This window comes from Rhizobium sp. SAFR-030 (assembly GCF_059415005.1).
In genome coordinates, this window is the sequence record NZ_JBPFDO010000002.1 from 1 (window position 1) to 15,736 (window position 15,736).

The window sequence follows — 15,736 nt, forward strand, 5'->3', positions numbered from 1 at the left end:
GCGGGGTGGAGCAGCCCGGTAGCTCGTCAGGCTCATAACCTGAAGGCCGCAGGTTCAAATCCTGCCCCCGCAACCAAAATACAAAAGCCAATTCAACAGTTTATGCAAAGCCCTGCTTGGCTCTCGCCAGCGGGGCTTTTGCCTGTGTCCGCACTGTGTCCGTTTTTCGGGCTATTCAGAAACACAAACCGGCCGCCGCATCTCACTGAGACCAGTTTGCTGAGAGCGCTTCCGCTTGCCGAAGAACCGTTTGCACCGCTGCGTCCTGAAGATCGGGCGGGTAGCCGTGCTTGCGCAGAATCCGCTTCACCAGCACGCGCATTCGCGCCCGGGCACTTTCGCGGTGTGACCAATCAACTGAAACGCTGCCCTTGAGGCCGACGAGGAGTTCGTGCGCGATCACTTTGAGGGAGTCGTTGCCCATCAGTTCAACTGCACTCTCGCTTTCGGCCAAGGCATCATAGAAAGCGATCTCGTCCTGCGACAGGCCTTCATCTTCACCACGCCTGCGGGCGGCGCGGACTTCCTTGGCGAGGTCGATGAGTTCCTGCAGCACCTCGACGGTGCTGATCGCGTTCGTGTGGTAGCGGGCGATAGCGGCTTCCAAGCGTTCGGAGAAGCGCTTGGTCTCAACAACGTTCGTCTTGCTGCGCGAGCGGATTTCGTCGTTCAGGAGCTTCCGCAGGGCTTCCAGTGCCAGGTTCTTCTTTTCGAGCTGCTGAACTTCAGCGAGGAACTCGTCCGACAGGATCGAGATATCTGGCGTCGTGATGCCGGCGGCAGCCAGAATGTCCACAATCTCCGTGGAGACAACCGCCCGATCCAAGATCTGCTGAATTGCGAATTCGCGATCGGCAACGCTCTTGCCGGCGCCATCGGCCGATTTCACCAGTGCGGCACGGACCGTCTGAAAGAAGCCAACCTCGTCCCGGATGTCCCGGGCCTCATCGCTCGCCGAAGCCAGAGCAAAGGCTTTCGACAATGCCAGCACGGCATCCTGATACCGACGGTTTTCGCGGCGCTTGCCATCCTCGCTGGTTTCCTTTGCAGCCGCTTCATGCTGTCGCGTTAGAATCCATTCGATCGCTTCGGCGAGCACGACCAGGCGCTGATGCGGCGTACCAGCCAAGCCTCGCGCATAATCGAATCCGTGGTACATGGCCTTCACGACCTCGTACTTCTCAAGCAGCACGGCAACCGCTTCGGCCTCATCGATTCCGGCCCGACGCTGATCTGAACCGGAATACTGGCCGAGTGCGTTTTTCAGGTTCTGGGCGATCCCGATATAATCGACAACGAGGCCAGCGGGCTTATCGCGGAAAACCCGGTTCACCCGCGCAATAGCCTGCATCAGCCCGTGGCCCTTCATGGGCTTGTCGATATACATTGTGTGCATCGACGGAGCGTCGAAGCCGGTCAGCCACATATCCCGGACGATTACGAGCTTCAGCGTGTCCTTCGGGTCCTTGGCGCGCTTTGCCAAGAGATCGCGACGCGCTTTCGTTCCGATGTGTGGTTGCCAGCCCTGAGGATCGGCGGCCGATCCGGTCATCACAACCTTGATCGTGCCTTCGGCGTCGTCGTCGGTGTGCCAATCGGGCCGAAGCGCGATGATCTGGTTATAGAGCGCCACGCAGATGCGCCGGCTCATACAAACCACCATGGCTTTGCCGTCCATGGCGGCGACCCGATCTTCGAAGTGCCGCACCAGATCGGCGGCAACCATCGCAAGGCGCTTCTCCGAGCCGACCAGTGCTTCAACGGTTGCCCATTTGCGCTTAATGCGCTCCTGCTCGGTCGTTGCCTCGTCTTCAGTCAGCTCCTCAATCTCGGCATCGATCTTTGGCTTCTCCTCGTCCGGAAGCTCGATGCGCGCAAGGCGGCTCTCGTAATAGATCGGGACCGTGGCGCCGTCTTCTACCGCCCGGCTGATGTCGTAAACGTCGATGTATTCGCCGAATACGGCAGGCGTGTTGACGTCGTCCTTCTCGATCGGCGTTCCGGTGAACCCGATGAAGGACGCGTTCGGAAGGGCGTCGCGCAGATACTTCGCGAAGCCATAAGCAATCTCGCCGGTTTTCTGCTCGATCCGTGCCCGGAAGCCATATTGGCTTCGGTGGGCTTCGTCCGCGATGACGACGATGTTCCGGCGATCCGACAACATCGGATAAATCGCTTCGCCGGTCGCCGGCGAGAACTTTTGAATGGTGGTAAAGATCACGCCGCCGGAAGCACGACTGAGCGCCGATTGCAGATCGTCCCGACTGTCGGCCTGGATCGGCGTCTGCCGGATCAGATCGCGGCACATCGAAAACGTGCCGAAGAGTTGGTCGTCCAGATCGTTGCGGTCGGTAATGACGACGATCGTCGGGTTCTCAAGCTCGGGTCGCCTCACAAGCTGCCCGGCATAGAACGCCATCAAGAGGCTCTTGCCCGAACCCTGTGTGTGCCAGATCACCCCAACCTTTCGGTCGCCCTGGGGCGCCGATGCCTCGACGGTCTTGTCCACGGCGTGCCGCACAGCATGGAACTGATGATAGCCCGCGATGATCTTCGCAAGGCCCGAACCCGTCTCGCCGAACACTGTGAAGTCGTGAAGCAGATCGAGCAGGCGGCGGCGGTCAAAAATGCCTTCGATCAGAATGTTGAGTTCCGGTTGGCCTTTCGCGGCGATGACTTTGCCGTCCGTGGTGCGCCAAGGCATGAAGCGCTCTTCATCGGCGGTCAGCGAGCCGACGCGCGCGGTGATGCCATCCGAGGTGACAAGGACCGCGTTCGTCCGGAAGAGGGACGGGATTTGCGCCTTGTAGGTCTGAAGCTGGTTGTGCGCGCCTGCAAGCGTGGCGTTTTCGCCGCCGGGCGCTTTCAACTCGATCACGCCGAGCGGCAGGCCATTGATGAAAACCACGATATCAGGCCGGCGGTTGATGCTGCCCTCAATCACCGTGAACTGGCCTGTCGCCAGCCAGTCGTTCGCAGCGAGATCGTCGAAATCGATCAGGCGGACCTTGTCGCCACGGATTGTGCCATCATCGCTATAGAACTCGACATCGACGCCTTCGACCATCAGCTTGTGCAGGCGGCGGTTCTCTTCCACGAGCGACGGCTTCTCGGTAGCAAGCACCTTCCGTAGCGCATCACCGCGGGCCTCAGCCGGGATCGTGGGGTTCAGCCTTTCGATGGCTGCAGTCAGGCGCCTGAGGAGCACGACATCGGCATACGCCTCGCGCTCGGGTGCCCTTCCGTCCGGTCCGATTTCGGCATCGGCAGCAATCGCATAGCCGAGGCCAGAAAGATGATCGAGCACCACTTGTTCAACCGCGGCTTCTGAAAGATATGCCATCAGGCGATCCTCCCAATGGGTTTGACGATAGCGAAGACGCTGAACTCCCTAGTCATGGAAGCCTCCTTCCATGAGTGAGATAAGCAAATCTTCGATCGCCTGGTCATGGTCTTCGGGCGGATACCAAATCGGATGGATATCCGCCCGACCAAGCTCGTTTCGCCTGGCTTCACGGTCCATGCCTTCGCTCAGCGGCAAGAATGCGTAGTGGCGAGGCGTCTCCACGACGGCGGCCTGCTTTATCTCGCGGAGCGCATGAACGGTTCGATCGACCGACAGACTACATCCAAGAAAGAGCAAACTCGTGTTGGCAATCAATAGCTTGAAAATCTCTCGATAGTTCCCGCCGTCTCCATAGCAAGCAGTGTACTCACCGCCAGTCAAAACGCGGCCTTGAGCGCTATCGGCTTCACCATGGAGCCGGAGAAGGCAATGGGGTTCGTCCGCCAGCCTTCGCGGTGCCTCGTTCAGCCGCGTTCCAGCGAACTCGCCCTTCAGGCGGCAATCGGAAGCCTCATAGACGCGGTTCAAAACATAATCGAAGTTAGTTGTAAGACAGCCGCGCCTGAAGATCGATGGGAGCAGTTGAACAGGTCCCCTCAAAGTCTTGATACGAGAGCCGAACGCATTTTGGACCGCCTCGGCGAAGACATCGGGACCCATACGATCGAGCAACAGCTGCGCCGCTTCTTCGTATTGATATGCTGCTAGGTGTGCGCGAACCTGTTCGGCAATTGCCGGATAATCGGCAGTCAATCCTTCAAGAAAAGCGCCCCACAATGGGAAGCCGGTCGGTCGCGACAGGCCAGCGCCTACAAAGGGAATTACGCCTTGTCGTTCGAGCTGTGTGTGCAGTCGATTGAAACGATCAAGGCAATTGAACCGCTCAAGGAACTCGCGTGCGCGGTCCTTTGAGTTCTGCTTCTGACTCGCAACCCAGTCTAGAAAGTGCGCCTCATAATCATGGGGCGCCATTGTCTGAAGGACATCGGCGGGAGGCCATTCAAACGTCCGGACGCTGACGAGACCTTCATCGTTGAGTTCCTCGACGAAGCGCTGACGGAAATACTCCACGCAGCACCCCCGTCAAATGAACGATGCCGCGTCACCGACGCGAACTTCGCCCGACATGAGCTTCGGAAGCAGGAAGTCGCGCGTGGTAGCGAGGGTGCGGTTTTCCCTGTCGTTGGCAACGATCCGATCAAACAAGGGCCTAGCGGTTTCGTCGAAGGCCCGAAGGATTTCGGGTGTCGCGATCGTCACTTCGATCGGTCGGAAATTCGCCTTGCTGATTTCCTGAAAGGTCGACCCGTTCGCGTTCTGATGGACCGTCTCCATGTTTGCCTGCGTCCAAAGCCAGACGAAGACGTTGGAGAGCCGCTTCTTGCAAATCATGGCGATGAAGCCCTGATTGACCGCCACGGGCATCTGAGCAATCGCCATGTATCCGATCGGTGCGCGGGACGAGAGGAGCACCGTTCCCACCGGCAACAAACCCGAACCAATTTGGGCAAGGCCGGCCTCAGTGATCTGCCGTTCCGTGCTGAGCAGCACCGGAGTGCTCAACGACGACAGGTCCTTTGGTGTGGCCCACGAGATATCGCCGCCCCAGAATGCCGCCTCCTTGGTGCTCGGTGTTGATCCACCAACAACCTCTACTTCCTGTCCGATAGTGGATGTGGTCCACCCCTCCGGCTTGCCTTCGTCGTCGAGGAGGTCGGGGAAGAGGGACCAGATGTCCTGGGCGAGATATCGCGCGCGGCCTTCGATCTTTGCGCGGGTTGGGCCGAAATCGACGAACCAATCCTTGAAGATCGCCCGCGCCATCGCCTCCAGCGTCTCGTTCATCCGCCGGTTCAACTCGATCTTGTCATCGAGCGCGCCGAGGACGGAGGCGATGGCCTCTTGTTCCGCAAGTTCGGGAACACTCAGATCACGCACATACACCGCCGCGCGAGTCGTCGAAGGAATGGGTGACCCGTCGTCGATCTCGCCCAGCTTGTGATAAATGATCGAGTAGTAGAGCCAACGCATATCCATTTCGGACTTCGGCACGACGTAGTATGCCGTGTCGATCACGAAGAACGGCTCTTTCGAGAACTGGACGCCCCGATATGCCCCTTTGCGTCCGAGAATAACACCTGGTCCGGGAGCCAGGGGCTCGTTAGTCCAGCCAACTGGACCGTTCGATCCAAAGACTCGATATGGACCGACAGCATCCGCATAGCCTCGAATACCCTTGCCGTATTCAAGGCTGATTTCGGCTCCCCAAGTGGTTTCTCGCCACTCAACCATCCACGCCAACTCCGGCCAGCTTCTTCAGGATGGAAGCAGTCATAGTTTCTGCCTCTGCGAATTGCCCGCTGAGCTTCGCTTGCAGAGCAGCAAATCGCTCTGCAAACGGCATGTCATCATCTTCGACATCTGCCGCGCCGACATACCGCCCCGGCGTCAGCACGTAGCCGTGCGCCTTGATCTCTTCCAAGGTAGCCGCCTTGCAGAAGCCCGGCACATCTTCATAGGCACCCGCTTCGCTTTCACCACGCCAGGCGTGATAGGCGCGCGTGATCTTGTCGATGTCGGCGTCTGAGAACTCCTTGCGCGTGCGGTCCACCATATGGCCGAGCTTGCGCGCATCGATGAACAGGATTTCGTTTCGCCGATCCCGCAGTTTGGCGTTGCGGGCGATGCCGTTCGACTTGTCGCGGGCAAGGAACCAGAGGCAGACGGGAATCTGGGTCGAATAGAAAAGCTGGCCCGGCAGCGCCACCATGCAATCGACTACGCCCGGTGCACCGTTCACGCCTTCGATCAGCGCCCGGCGGATTTCGCCCTCGCTGTTCTGGGTCGAGGACATCGAGCCGTTCGCCAGCACGACGCCTGCCACACCCGAAGGCGACAGGTGGTGCACGATATGCTGCACCCAGGCGAAGTTGGCGTTGCCAGCGGGCGGAACGCCATATTTCCACCGGACATCTTCGCGCAGGCGATCACCGCCCCAATCGGAAATGTTGAAGGGCGGATTGGCGAGGATGTAGTCGGCTTTCAGGTCGCGCAGTTCGTCCTTGTGGAAGCTGCCTTCGCTGTTCCATTTGATCTCTGCGTCGATGCCGCGCACTGCGAGGTTCATCTTGCAGAGCCGCCACGTCGTGTAGTTCGACTCCTGGCCATAGATGGCGATGTCGCCGATCCGGCCCTCGTGCTCTAAGGCGAATTTTTCGGACTGAACGAACATGCCGCCCGATCCGCAGCACGGATCATAGACGCGGCCCTTGTAGGGTTCGATCATCTCGACCATGACGCGCACGACCGAGCGCGGCGTATAGAATTCGCCGCCGCGCTTGCCTTCCGAACCGGCGAACTGGCCGAGGAAATATTCATAGACGCGGCCGAGCACGTCGCGCGCCTCGCCCTTTTCCTGGCCGAGTGCGATGCCGGAAATCAGATCGATTAGTTCGCCGAGCATCACCGCGTTGAGCGCTGGCCGGGCATAGTCCTTCGGCAGCACGCCTTTCAGGGTTTCGTTGCGCTTTTCGATGGCGATCATCGCCTCGTCGATCATCTTTCCTATCGACGGCTGCTTTGCGTTCGCTTGCAGGTGGGACCAGCGCGCTTCTTTCGGCACCCAGAAGACGTTTTCGGCAGAGTATTCGTCCGGGTCTTCGGCGCCGTCAGGATAATCGGCCAGCAGCTCGGCCCGCTTAGCCTCGAAGCTATCGGAAATGTGTTTGAGGAAGATCAGGCCAAGCGCGACGTGCTTGTAGTCGGACGGCTCCATGTTGCCGCGCAGCTTGTCGGCGGCCTTGAAGAGGTCAGCCTCGAAACCAAGGTTGCCGCCATTGCCATTGGCACGCGCAGGCTTGGCGCGGGCGGCGACCGGCGCGGGTTCGTCGGCGTCAACTTCTGCGGCGCCACCAAGCGAGACCGAACCGCCGCGACCACGCCCGGGCGTTACGACGCCCTCGGCGACGAGTTCATCCTTCACCGCGGTGTAGGCGGCTTCGTCCCATTGCAGGGCTTCGCGCAAACGCCCGTTGCCGGCGGAGCCACCGAGCTCGGTCAACGCCGCTACGAACTTGTCTTTCTGCGCCTGCTCAGCCATTCCGCCCCGCCTCACTTCTTTTCGCCGGAGCGTGGCGCTTTCGCGCTCTGCTCCGATTCGATTGCCTTCAGCCGCTCGTATTCCTCGACCGCCAGCACCACGACGACAGCCCGGCCGTGCTTCTCGACCGTTACGGGCTCTGCCCGCGCCGTGTCGATAAGCCGACCGAAGTTGTATTTCGCATCCCTGGCCGATAGCGTTTGCATGTCCCGCCCGAAGCAGCCTGTTTCTCCTATTTGTGGCCAAAATGGCCTAAACTTCAAGGTCTGATTTGGGAAGCGACGCAAGCCCGCGCCTGGGCACGCAGCCGCGCGTAGTCGAGCATCGCCCGTTCCAGCGCCGCGCCGGGCGGCAGGCGCTGGATTTCATCGGCAAGGCGTGCCTGGAAGGCACGGTCGTAAGCCGCGACCGGCGGGCAGACGACGGATGGCCTAGAAGGTGCCGTCGCGCAGGCGGTCAGCGAGAGCGTCGCGATCACGAGGAGCGGCAGCGCCCGCTTCGAGCATGCGGTCCTTTGCATCGGAGGCCTCCTTCTGGGATTTGAGTTCGGCCTCGCGGGCTTTCGTGGCCTCAGTGGTTGCGCCCGCCTTGCGGCCAGCGGCGAAGATCGCCGCGGTGGCGAGGACCACCGCGACGATAAGGGCCAGGGCGAACCAGCCAGTCACTTAGCGATCCCCGCGCGCAGGGTGCCGAGGCCGAGCGCGGCGAGGACATGGCTCAGCCAATCCGATCCGACATCGACACCCGGCACGTCGATGCCGAGGCCTTTCTCGACAACGACGACCAGCACCAGCACGGCGGCGATGATGTAGGTGCGGTAGCCCGCACCGAACTGAAGAACGGCGTTCATTGAATGCTCCTGTTGTGGGTGGATCAGGCCTCGTTGACGGAGAGGCTTCCGCTCGCGGCGAGAGGGATGGGGCGGACGTTGGCGGGCTGGGCGCGATAGGCCGGGCGGCGTACCGCCACGAGCCGGTTGCGCGAAAGCCTAGTGATCGAGACGCGATCGGACTGATTGCCGCCGAGAACATGGAAGGCGCTGGCGTCGTGGCCGACATAGAGGCCGACATGCCCGCCGCCCTTGCGCTTGAAGACGAGCACGTCGCCGAGCGCCGCGGCGCCCTTCGGAACCGCTTTGCCGAACGAGGCCCATTGCAGCGCCGCCAGATAGAGCCGCGGCGGATTGCGTTCGGCACGGCGCTCGGCGTTCGCCCGGTGCGCGATGATCGCCATGAACAGGCCGCACCACGGGATCGCATCGTGCCGATAGACGCCGGCGTAGACGCGGCCGAGGCCGGCGGCTTCGAGTTCGGCCTGCCAGCCGATGATCTTGGGATTGTCGGCGGCGCCAGGCGCTTCGAGCGTGCCGTACTCCTTCAGCGCTTCGACGATCATGAGCGGGCCGGGTTCGGCTTCGAGCCAGCGGTATTGGGCAGGCAGCATTGCGGACCTCCAGAAACGACGAAGCCCGCCGGAGGGGCGGGCTTTCGGTCGGATTGCGATGAGATTGGTGGCGGATCAGCTGGGTTCGGCAGCTGGCGCAAATGTTCGCCGGTCGTCCTCGTGTTCTTCCAGGCGGCCGACGCGCTCGCGGATATCCTTCAGGCCCGTCTTGAGTTCGGTGATATCGTTGCGGGTCTCGGCGACCACGCGCCGGCCGGCAATATCGTTGCTGATATCGGCCTTGAGTTGCGCCACATCCTTGCCGACGGTGAGGAAGCTCGCATCGATCATGGTGAAGCGGTGCGACAGCCACCAAGACACGCGCACGAGGAAGACGATCAGCACGAACAGTTCGAGGATGATGCTGCCTACAACCACCCAGGTGATCGTGAGCGCCTCAGGCGCGACGGCGATTGACGGCTGCATAGAGTTCTCCGATCACGACGATGGGGCGGTGAAGGCAAGCGCGTAGAGAACGACGCGCACTTTGCCGCCGGTGAAATTACCGCCCGCCGCGGTGACGCGAACGGGCGTGTTGGAATAGAAGGCGGTGGGGCCGATCACGCCGATATTGGTTGATCCGAGCGCAATCCCGAGCGAACCGCCAAACTGGCTTGTGTTGCCTGCAACCCCGACGCCATAGGAGGTCGCGCCGGTGATCGCCTGCGTCGTGCGCGAGGCAACAGCCAGCACGATCATGCGGTCGGCGATCAGGGCAGTGGTGGTGTCGACGAACGCGCCAGTAAGTGTCAGTTCTTGTTCCAACGCGACAAATCGGATCGCGCCCCCATTGGCGGTGCCGACGATCCGGTCACGCCAGGCGCCATCGGTCCACACGACGGCGAGGCGTTCGTCCTCGACGTGGACGCGCCATCCGACGACCGGCGCAAAGAACGCCCACGCGCCCTCGCGCCAGAAGGCGATCCTGTCGGTTTGAGCAGCCCAAGCGCCGGTCGCGCCGGATGGCACGATCCATCGCTCGCCATTCGCCGGGCTTCCCGGTGGCGTCGCCAGCGCGCGGCTCTTTACGGCGGATTGCACGAGCGCATCAAGGCTGAGCAGCGCATCGTTATGGGTAATCTCCTTCTGCGCCTGCCCTTGCGCGAGCACGGGCAGGCCGAGGTTCGGCGTCGCCATGGATCAGTCCTTCAGAGTGTTGCAGCGCCGGGCCAGCCGCGCCCGACCACGGCCGAGAGTTGATAAACGCGGATCGTGATGCTGCTCTGCGCCGAGCCGAAATCCGCGACCTGCTGCGCGGCGGTGTAGCCGGCAGTTGGCGTGACCACGGCGATGGTGCGGACGACACTCGCGCCGTTCATCACATCGACTTCGTAGCGCTCGCTTTCTTCATTGAGCGGAACGTCGACGCCATCGGCCCAGACGCCGCCAAAGCGCGTGCGCCGAACCCATGTGATGGTGAGATCGCCGCCGCCATTACGAACGCCCGCGATCTGAACCGGCGACCATGGCATGCGGCCTGTGGCCTTGGCGGCGAAAGTCGTCTGCTGCCAGGCGGGATCGGCGATATCCAGCGCGGGCGGACCCCATCGATAGAAGTGGGCGGCGAGCCGTTCGGCGGGCTTGCCGTCGATCTTTGCCACGGCTTCGTTCAACTGAACCACGGGCGCGCCGAGGGCGAGCGGCGAGCGGATGGCATGTTCGGTGCCGAGGCGTCCGCGTAGCAGCTTCGTGAGCCGATAGGTCTGCGATCCGGTCAGGACCGCATCGGCGAACTGGACGATCTCCCAATCGCCGTCGGGTGTGCCGAGCGCCAGGCTGTTCGTGCCGCCACTCAGGATCGCGTCGGGCGTGGCGCTCGCCAGTTCCCCGGCATAGAGCTTCACCTCGAGGACGGAGCCTTCGTCCCAATACTCAGTCGGTCCAGCGGGAAGTGGCTGGATGGTTTCGCCGAGCGTGGCCCGCACCGCGAGTGTGGTGTCCAGCGCGAAGTCGGAACCGGTGGCGCTATCCATTAGCACCACGCCGCCCCAAGGCGAAGCCGACGCTGCGGCATAGGGCGAGAAGCCATCATCGCTATCGCGCAGCAGCGGCAGGTCCATCAGGCACAACACCGCCGCACCGAAGATAGGCGGCGGCGTCAGCGTCGGCGGCGCGATGCCGTTGAGCGGCGGCGTGTAGATCGCCGCTTCGGCACGCACGGCTTCAACTTCGCGCACGCCGCGATCGGTGACGCGCTTCAACCGAAAGGCTCGCGGCGTGCCGTTGACGACGAGATCGATCACGTCGCCGGGATCGAGCGCGATCCGCGCAGGCGGCAAGGCGAAGCCGGCGGTCTCCCGTTCGATCCAGGCCTCGACCAAGGCCCGGTCGGCGATCGATTGCGCCTGAACCTGATCGAGCACAAGCGCCAGCCGGATATCGCTCTTGCGCTCCGAATAGCCAGCAAGCCGGTTCGCCGAAACGGCGCCTGGCTTGTAGTCGTCGATTGCGTCGGTGAAGCCGATCGCGACCTCGTTCGGCAATTCGGTTTCCTGGCCCCGCGTGAGCGTGATTTCTTCGCGCTCGCGCTGATCGGGCATTGCCAATTCTGGCAGGGTGAGCGTTGCAACCGAATTGCGCCCGCGCGGGATGAAGCGGATCAGCCCGTCGGTTTCCACCGCGTCGAAGGCGAAGGCCGAGGCAAGCGCCTCGATTTCGGCGCGCGGGCTCATCGGCCGGTCGCGCAGATAGCCGGTGACGACACCGACCAGCGCCGACACGTCATAGGCGGGGAAGCCGACGCGCCGGCAGCGCTCGGCGACAAGCGCGGCAAGATCAGCAAGCCCGACCTTACCGTTCAGCCAGTGGCCGAGCGGATAGAGATCGCCATCCGACCAAAGATCGGCGCGGCCCGGCCACGCCGGATAGGGACGTGCGTCCCAGGTCCAGACGCCGATCGTGCCGATCATCCGCTCGCCATAGACGCTGGAGACGGGGTTGTGGCCGGCGGCGATCTCCCACCAGCCGATCACAGCCTCGATCGCGCGGCGCTGGATCAGGTCATCTCGCGTACCTTTCGAGAAATACGGGAAGAAGCTCTCGGCGGACTTTGGATCGTAGAAGACATTGGGTTGGTTCGCGCCCTTATCGACCGACGGCACGCCGAGTTCGCAAAGCCAGATCGGCTTCATTTCCGCAAGCCAGGCAGTCGGCGATCCGTTTTCAACACCACCCGGGCGATCGTAGTGCCGGTTCAGCCACCAGTTCCGGAGATCCTTGGAACGGAACACCCAGGGCTTGCCATAGGCGCCGTCGGTGATGGTTGTGCGCGTCTGGGCGTTGCGGGCGGCGTCCGAGGCATAGAACCAATCGAAGAATTCGCCGCCTTCGATGTTCGATTGGAGATAGGCGCGATCGTAGATCGACGGCGCGCCCGCCTGGCGATCGAGGTGGCCGGAGCCATCGCGCCAATCGGCGAGCGGCGCATACCAATCGATCCCGACGAAATCGATGTTGCTGTCGGCCCAGAGCGGGTCGAGATGGAAGAAGACGTCATTCGATCCATCGATCGGACGAAAACCGTTGTAGTCGGACCAGTCCGCAGCGTAGCTCACCTTGACGCCGCCACCGACAATGCCCTTCACATCGGCAGCGAGCGTCTTCAACCGTGCCACCGCAGGGAAGTTCGTTGTGCTATCGCGCACGGCAACGAGCGCGCGCATTTCCGAGCCGATCAGGAAGGCATCGACGGCGCCGGCGTCGATCGCATTCACCGCCGCGCAGAGCCTGGCGTAGTGGAAGATGAAGCGCCGGAAGCTCCATTCCGCCGGGCCGGAATAGCTGGTCGCCACAGCGTCGGTGCTGGCGTTTACCGACACCGAAACATGGCTGGGCAGGCAGGCGCCGAAGAACGAGGCGATCTGCGTCCCGGCCGTCGCGGTCTTGTCAACCGTGCCGGGTTGACCTGCCGCCGGGTGGCAGGTGATCCGCCCGCGCCAGGGATAGGCGGGCTGGCCTGTTCCGCCATAGGGGTTCGGCAGCGCGTTGCCGGCGGGAACATCCATGAACACGAAAGGATAAAACACGACGGCATAGCCGCGTGCCTTCAGGTCGCGGATCGCGCGAACGACGGTATCGTCCGAAGGGGTGCCGCCATATGACGGCCGCCCGGTGTTGAGCGAGATCACCGCTGCGCCGGATCGCGCGACGCCATGCACCAACCAGGAATTCGGCGTCGTCACTTTGTCGGCGACTTCGACCTTCGGACGGATTGTGCACGCGCCACAGCGCAGATCGTCGCCGAACCAGCCCACCACCAGAAACACCGTTTCGACGTTCGGCAGCGAGGCCTTGAGATCATCGAGCGCCACCGACCAATCGGAGGTCGAGCGCCCGGCGCTGTCGTTCTCCGGCGTGGTCGAACCACCGCCGAGATTGCGCTTTTGAACCTTAGTGTCATAGGCGCGCTCGCCCGCGCCCGGGATCATCGTGACGGCGCGCACCATGGTCTCAATGCTATCGCCGTCGGAAGACGAGACGCGCCGGAACACCTCGAAGGTCAGCTGCGGGAGGCGATTGCCGAACTTTTCCAGCGCGAGGTTGTCGAACACGACGTAGGCCGTGCCGCGATAGGCCGGCGCGTTGCCAGAGCCTTCTACGCCTTCGATCAATGGATCGGGCGGTTGGCCTGCTGTGCCGCGATAGACGCGCATGGTGATGCCGGCGAGCGAAAGCGGCTTTCCATCCGCCCAGATGCGACCGATGCGATCGATCGGGCCTTCACACAGGCCGACAGCAAAATTCGCGAAATAGGCATAGGTCGTTGTCTTGACCGATCCGCCGCCACCGCCTTTGCCGCCTTGCTTCTCGGTGGTCGCGACCTCCTTGAAGTTCGTGGCCCAGATGATCTGGCCGGCGATCCGGACCCGCCCCGCAATCTCGGGGATCGGCGCGCCTTCGGTAGAGGCCTGAACCTGCAAACTATCAAGGCGTGGGCCCTGCTGGTCTTCAAGTTTCGGCCCGAACAGGAGGTTGTCGATATAGCCGCCCGCGGCCGTGGCGACGGCCGCCGCAGCGATCTGGACAAACGCCGAGGCGCCCGCCGTCAGCGCGGAGGCTGCGGCAGTAAGAAGCAGAACGGCCATGTCAGAAGCGTTACCTCTTTGCGAAGTATCCGTAGGGAGATTGATCGTGAAATCGAATTGGGCTTCAAATAACTCTTCGCGAAATCTGGTCTATTTTGATGTTCAATGATTTCTTCATGCGCTGGCGCGCACGCCGCGCCCGATGGAAGGCAGATGCGAAGCGGTTGGTTGCTATTGATCCGCCGACGGCCTTCCACGCTGCTCAGGTTGAAGCCGCGAGAGCGAGGTCGGTTCGAGATCGCGCAGAGGCGTGGCATTGGATGAAGGTAGCAGCCGAGGTTGCGCGCATCTGCCCCGAGGCCGACCTTGACGTTGAGCGGAGTGTTCAGGCGATACGTGTCGCCGGCTTTGACTATCGTTAGTGGCGCGATGCGTGGTTTCGGTTTTGCCGCCTGACCTTCGGAAACCTGAACGCGAAGCGGAGTCGATTGCGCCACCACGGCACGAACGAGACTTCCGCGACCGGGTGGGATTCGATCGCATGAATGATGCGGTTCGGAGCAACGAGGATCGCGCAGTGCTTGGCCGGCGCGGTTTCATTGATCGCAAAGAGCAGAAAATCGCCGGGTTCGAACGCATCAAGAGCCCGCGGGATCATGTGTCGGCCGGCGGCATCCGCCAGCGTCTCCGCACGCAGCGCCTCAGCCCAATCCCGCGAATAGGCAGGCGGTGTTTCGGGATCGGCGCCGTAGACGGCGCGCCAGACACCACGAACGAGGCCAAGGCAATCGCAGCCCACGCCTTTCAGCGCCGCCTGATGATGATAGGGAGTGCCGATCCACGAACGAGCCTCGGCGATGATCTGATCGCGGACGCTCATGTGATCTTGCCGCCATCGTTGCCCGCACCCTGGTTCGGATAGGACATCGCGAAGTCGGTGCCCGGCATGTGCGGGAAGCCGCCGAAATTGACCGTGTTGGAAAAGCGATCCCGGCAGGTCGCGAAGGTGCGGTCGCAGCCCGCGGTCGCATCGAAAGTATCGCCGATCGCAAGCGGCGCTCCCATCGGCAGATAGATGGCAAGCCGCGACACGCCGGCGCTGGACGAGTGCGCCTTGATCTCAACCGCAAGCCCGTCGCTGGAGCCAGAGGTCCAAACCAGCTTGCCGCGGGTGAGCGCGCCGGAGGGAAGGCCAGATACGCCGGAGGCTATAAACTCGAAGGCATCCAGCACGTCAGTAACGGTGCCTGATCCGTGGTTGCCAGACGCGCCGAGATCGATGCCGCAGCGGACATCGCCGAGATCCCAGGCGCAGGATCGCTGAAAGATGCGTCCCGCCGTTTGATCGAGCTTCGCGGCAAGGCCGCGTAGTTCGGCGGAAAAGGCGAGCTTGCCGCGCGAGACCCGACCGAGACTGCCGGCCCGCAGGATCACACGCTGGGCGACATCGGCCCAGTTGACGAGATAGATCGTCACGGCCGCGTCGTCATAGCGCCCGCCGTGAAGGTCATCCTCCGTGAGCGCGTCGGAGGACAGCGCGCCCTGGACATCGAGGTTCGAGACGGCGAGGCCAAGCTGGCCTTCGATGGCGGTCGCGGTGAACCCCGAGGCCGCCCTGAAGGTGACGGCATCGAAGACCAGATCGCGGTCGAAGTCGGTAAAGCCCATCACCACACCGTCGCGGCGATCCACACGCCAGCAGCGGCACAGCGTCGTTAGCCCGCCCGCAACGTGGGTTGCGAGCGCGCAAGGCAGGGTTTTCATCGGCTGCGCCTATCTTAACGTGCTTCCTTGCAAGAGGCTTGCTTCCTTATAAGGAAGAAG

Annotated in this window: 13 protein-coding genes; all 13 read right to left on the reverse strand. The window is 62.4% G+C overall.

All coding sequences use genetic code 11. The features are described from left to right. Positions 1-202 precede the first annotated feature (202 nt). Entirely contained in the window at positions 203-3,343 is a 3,141-nt protein-coding gene (locus ACR65N_RS05745; RefSeq protein WP_440456127.1) for a type I restriction endonuclease subunit R, read from the reverse strand. Positions 3,344-3,391: 48 nt separating this feature from the next. After that, positions 3,392-4,417 carry an SIR2 family protein gene (locus tag ACR65N_RS05750; protein WP_440456128.1) on the reverse strand — a complete coding sequence of 342 codons (1,026 nt, stop codon included), beginning with the start codon at positions 4,415-4,417 and terminating at the stop codon, positions 3,392-3,394. A gap of 12 nt (positions 4,418-4,429) precedes the next feature. Then, complete coding sequence (locus ACR65N_RS05755; protein ID WP_440456129.1) at positions 4,430-5,638, reverse strand: restriction endonuclease subunit S; 1,209 nt, start codon at positions 5,636-5,638, stop codon at positions 4,430-4,432. Beyond that, positions 5,631-7,445 (reverse strand): class I SAM-dependent DNA methyltransferase, encoded by a 1,815-nt coding sequence (locus ACR65N_RS05760; RefSeq protein WP_440456130.1) that lies wholly within the window; start codon positions 7,443-7,445, stop codon positions 5,631-5,633. Before ACR65N_RS05760 ends, ACR65N_RS05755 begins: the two co-directional genes overlap by 8 nt. An 11-nt stretch (positions 7,446-7,456) precedes the next feature. Then, entirely contained in the window at positions 7,457-7,651 is a 195-nt protein-coding gene (locus ACR65N_RS05765; protein WP_440456131.1) for a type II toxin-antitoxin system Phd/YefM family antitoxin, read from the reverse strand. A gap of 53 nt (positions 7,652-7,704) precedes the next feature. Next, complete coding sequence (locus ACR65N_RS05770) at positions 7,705-7,965, reverse strand: hypothetical protein (RefSeq protein ID WP_440456132.1); 261 nt, start codon at positions 7,963-7,965, stop codon at positions 7,705-7,707. A gap of 141 nt (positions 7,966-8,106) precedes the next feature. After that, entirely contained in the window at positions 8,107-8,295 is a 189-nt protein-coding gene (locus ACR65N_RS05775) for a hypothetical protein (protein ID WP_440456133.1), read from the reverse strand. A 23-nt stretch (positions 8,296-8,318) separates the two neighbouring features. After that, a complete protein-coding gene (locus tag ACR65N_RS05780; protein WP_440456134.1) occupies positions 8,319-8,888 on the reverse strand; it encodes a TIGR02594 family protein in 570 nt (189 codons plus the stop codon). Positions 8,889-8,963: 75 nt separating this feature from the next. Next, positions 8,964-9,314, reverse strand: a complete 351-nt coding sequence (locus ACR65N_RS05785) for a hypothetical protein (RefSeq protein WP_440456135.1) — start codon at positions 9,312-9,314, stop codon at positions 8,964-8,966. Positions 9,315-9,326: 12 nt separating this feature from the next. Beyond that, positions 9,327-10,025 (reverse strand): DUF2793 domain-containing protein, encoded by a 699-nt coding sequence (locus ACR65N_RS05790; RefSeq protein ID WP_440456136.1) that lies wholly within the window; start codon positions 10,023-10,025, stop codon positions 9,327-9,329. An 11-nt stretch (positions 10,026-10,036) separates the two neighbouring features. Continuing rightward, a complete protein-coding gene (locus ACR65N_RS05795) occupies positions 10,037-13,972 on the reverse strand; it encodes a baseplate multidomain protein megatron (RefSeq protein WP_440456137.1) in 3,936 nt (1,311 codons plus the stop codon). Between the two features lie 358 nt (positions 13,973-14,330). Continuing rightward, complete coding sequence (locus ACR65N_RS05800) at positions 14,331-14,792, reverse strand: NlpC/P60 family protein (RefSeq protein WP_440456138.1); 462 nt, start codon at positions 14,790-14,792, stop codon at positions 14,331-14,333. Then, positions 14,789-15,676, reverse strand: coding sequence for a phage/gene transfer agent baseplate hub protein (locus tag ACR65N_RS05805; protein ID WP_440456139.1), 888 nt, complete (start codon positions 15,674-15,676; stop codon positions 14,789-14,791). The genes ACR65N_RS05800 and ACR65N_RS05805 overlap by 4 nt, the downstream gene beginning before the upstream one ends. Between the last annotated feature and the right edge of the window lie 60 nt (positions 15,677-15,736).

Bases quoted from the DNA above. Each gene is read 5' to 3' on its own strand.
- ACR65N_RS05760 (WP_440456130.1), bottom strand. From the start codon at position 7,445: ATGGCTGAGCAGGCGCAGAAAGACAAGTTCGTAGCGGCGTTGACCGAG.
- ACR65N_RS05755 (WP_440456129.1), bottom strand. From the start codon at position 5,638: ATGGTTGAGTGGCGAGAAACCACTTGGGGAGCCGAAATCAGCCTTGAA.
- ACR65N_RS05745 (WP_440456127.1), bottom strand. From the start codon at position 3,343: ATGGCATATCTTTCAGAAGCCGCGGTTGAACAAGTGGTGCTCGATCAT.
- ACR65N_RS05775 (WP_440456133.1), bottom strand. From the start codon at position 8,295: ATGAACGCCGTTCTTCAGTTCGGTGCGGGCTACCGCACCTACATCATC.
- ACR65N_RS05785 (WP_440456135.1), bottom strand. From the start codon at position 9,314: ATGCAGCCGTCAATCGCCGTCGCGCCTGAGGCGCTCACGATCACCTGG.
- ACR65N_RS05770 (WP_440456132.1), bottom strand. From the start codon at position 7,965: ATGCAAAGGACCGCATGCTCGAAGCGGGCGCTGCCGCTCCTCGTGATC.
- ACR65N_RS05790 (WP_440456136.1), bottom strand. From the start codon at position 10,025: ATGGCGACGCCGAACCTCGGCCTGCCCGTGCTCGCGCAAGGGCAGGCG.
- ACR65N_RS05805 (WP_440456139.1), bottom strand. From the start codon at position 15,676: ATGAAAACCCTGCCTTGCGCGCTCGCAACCCACGTTGCGGGCGGGCTA.
- ACR65N_RS05800 (WP_440456138.1), bottom strand. From the start codon at position 14,792: ATGAGCGTCCGCGATCAGATCATCGCCGAGGCTCGTTCGTGGATCGGC.
- ACR65N_RS05795 (WP_440456137.1), bottom strand. From the start codon at position 13,972: ATGGCCGTTCTGCTTCTTACTGCCGCAGCCTCCGCGCTGACGGCGGGC.
- ACR65N_RS05780 (WP_440456134.1), bottom strand. From the start codon at position 8,888: ATGCTGCCTGCCCAATACCGCTGGCTCGAAGCCGAACCCGGCCCGCTC.
- ACR65N_RS05765 (WP_440456131.1), bottom strand. From the start codon at position 7,651: ATGCAAACGCTATCGGCCAGGGATGCGAAATACAACTTCGGTCGGCTT.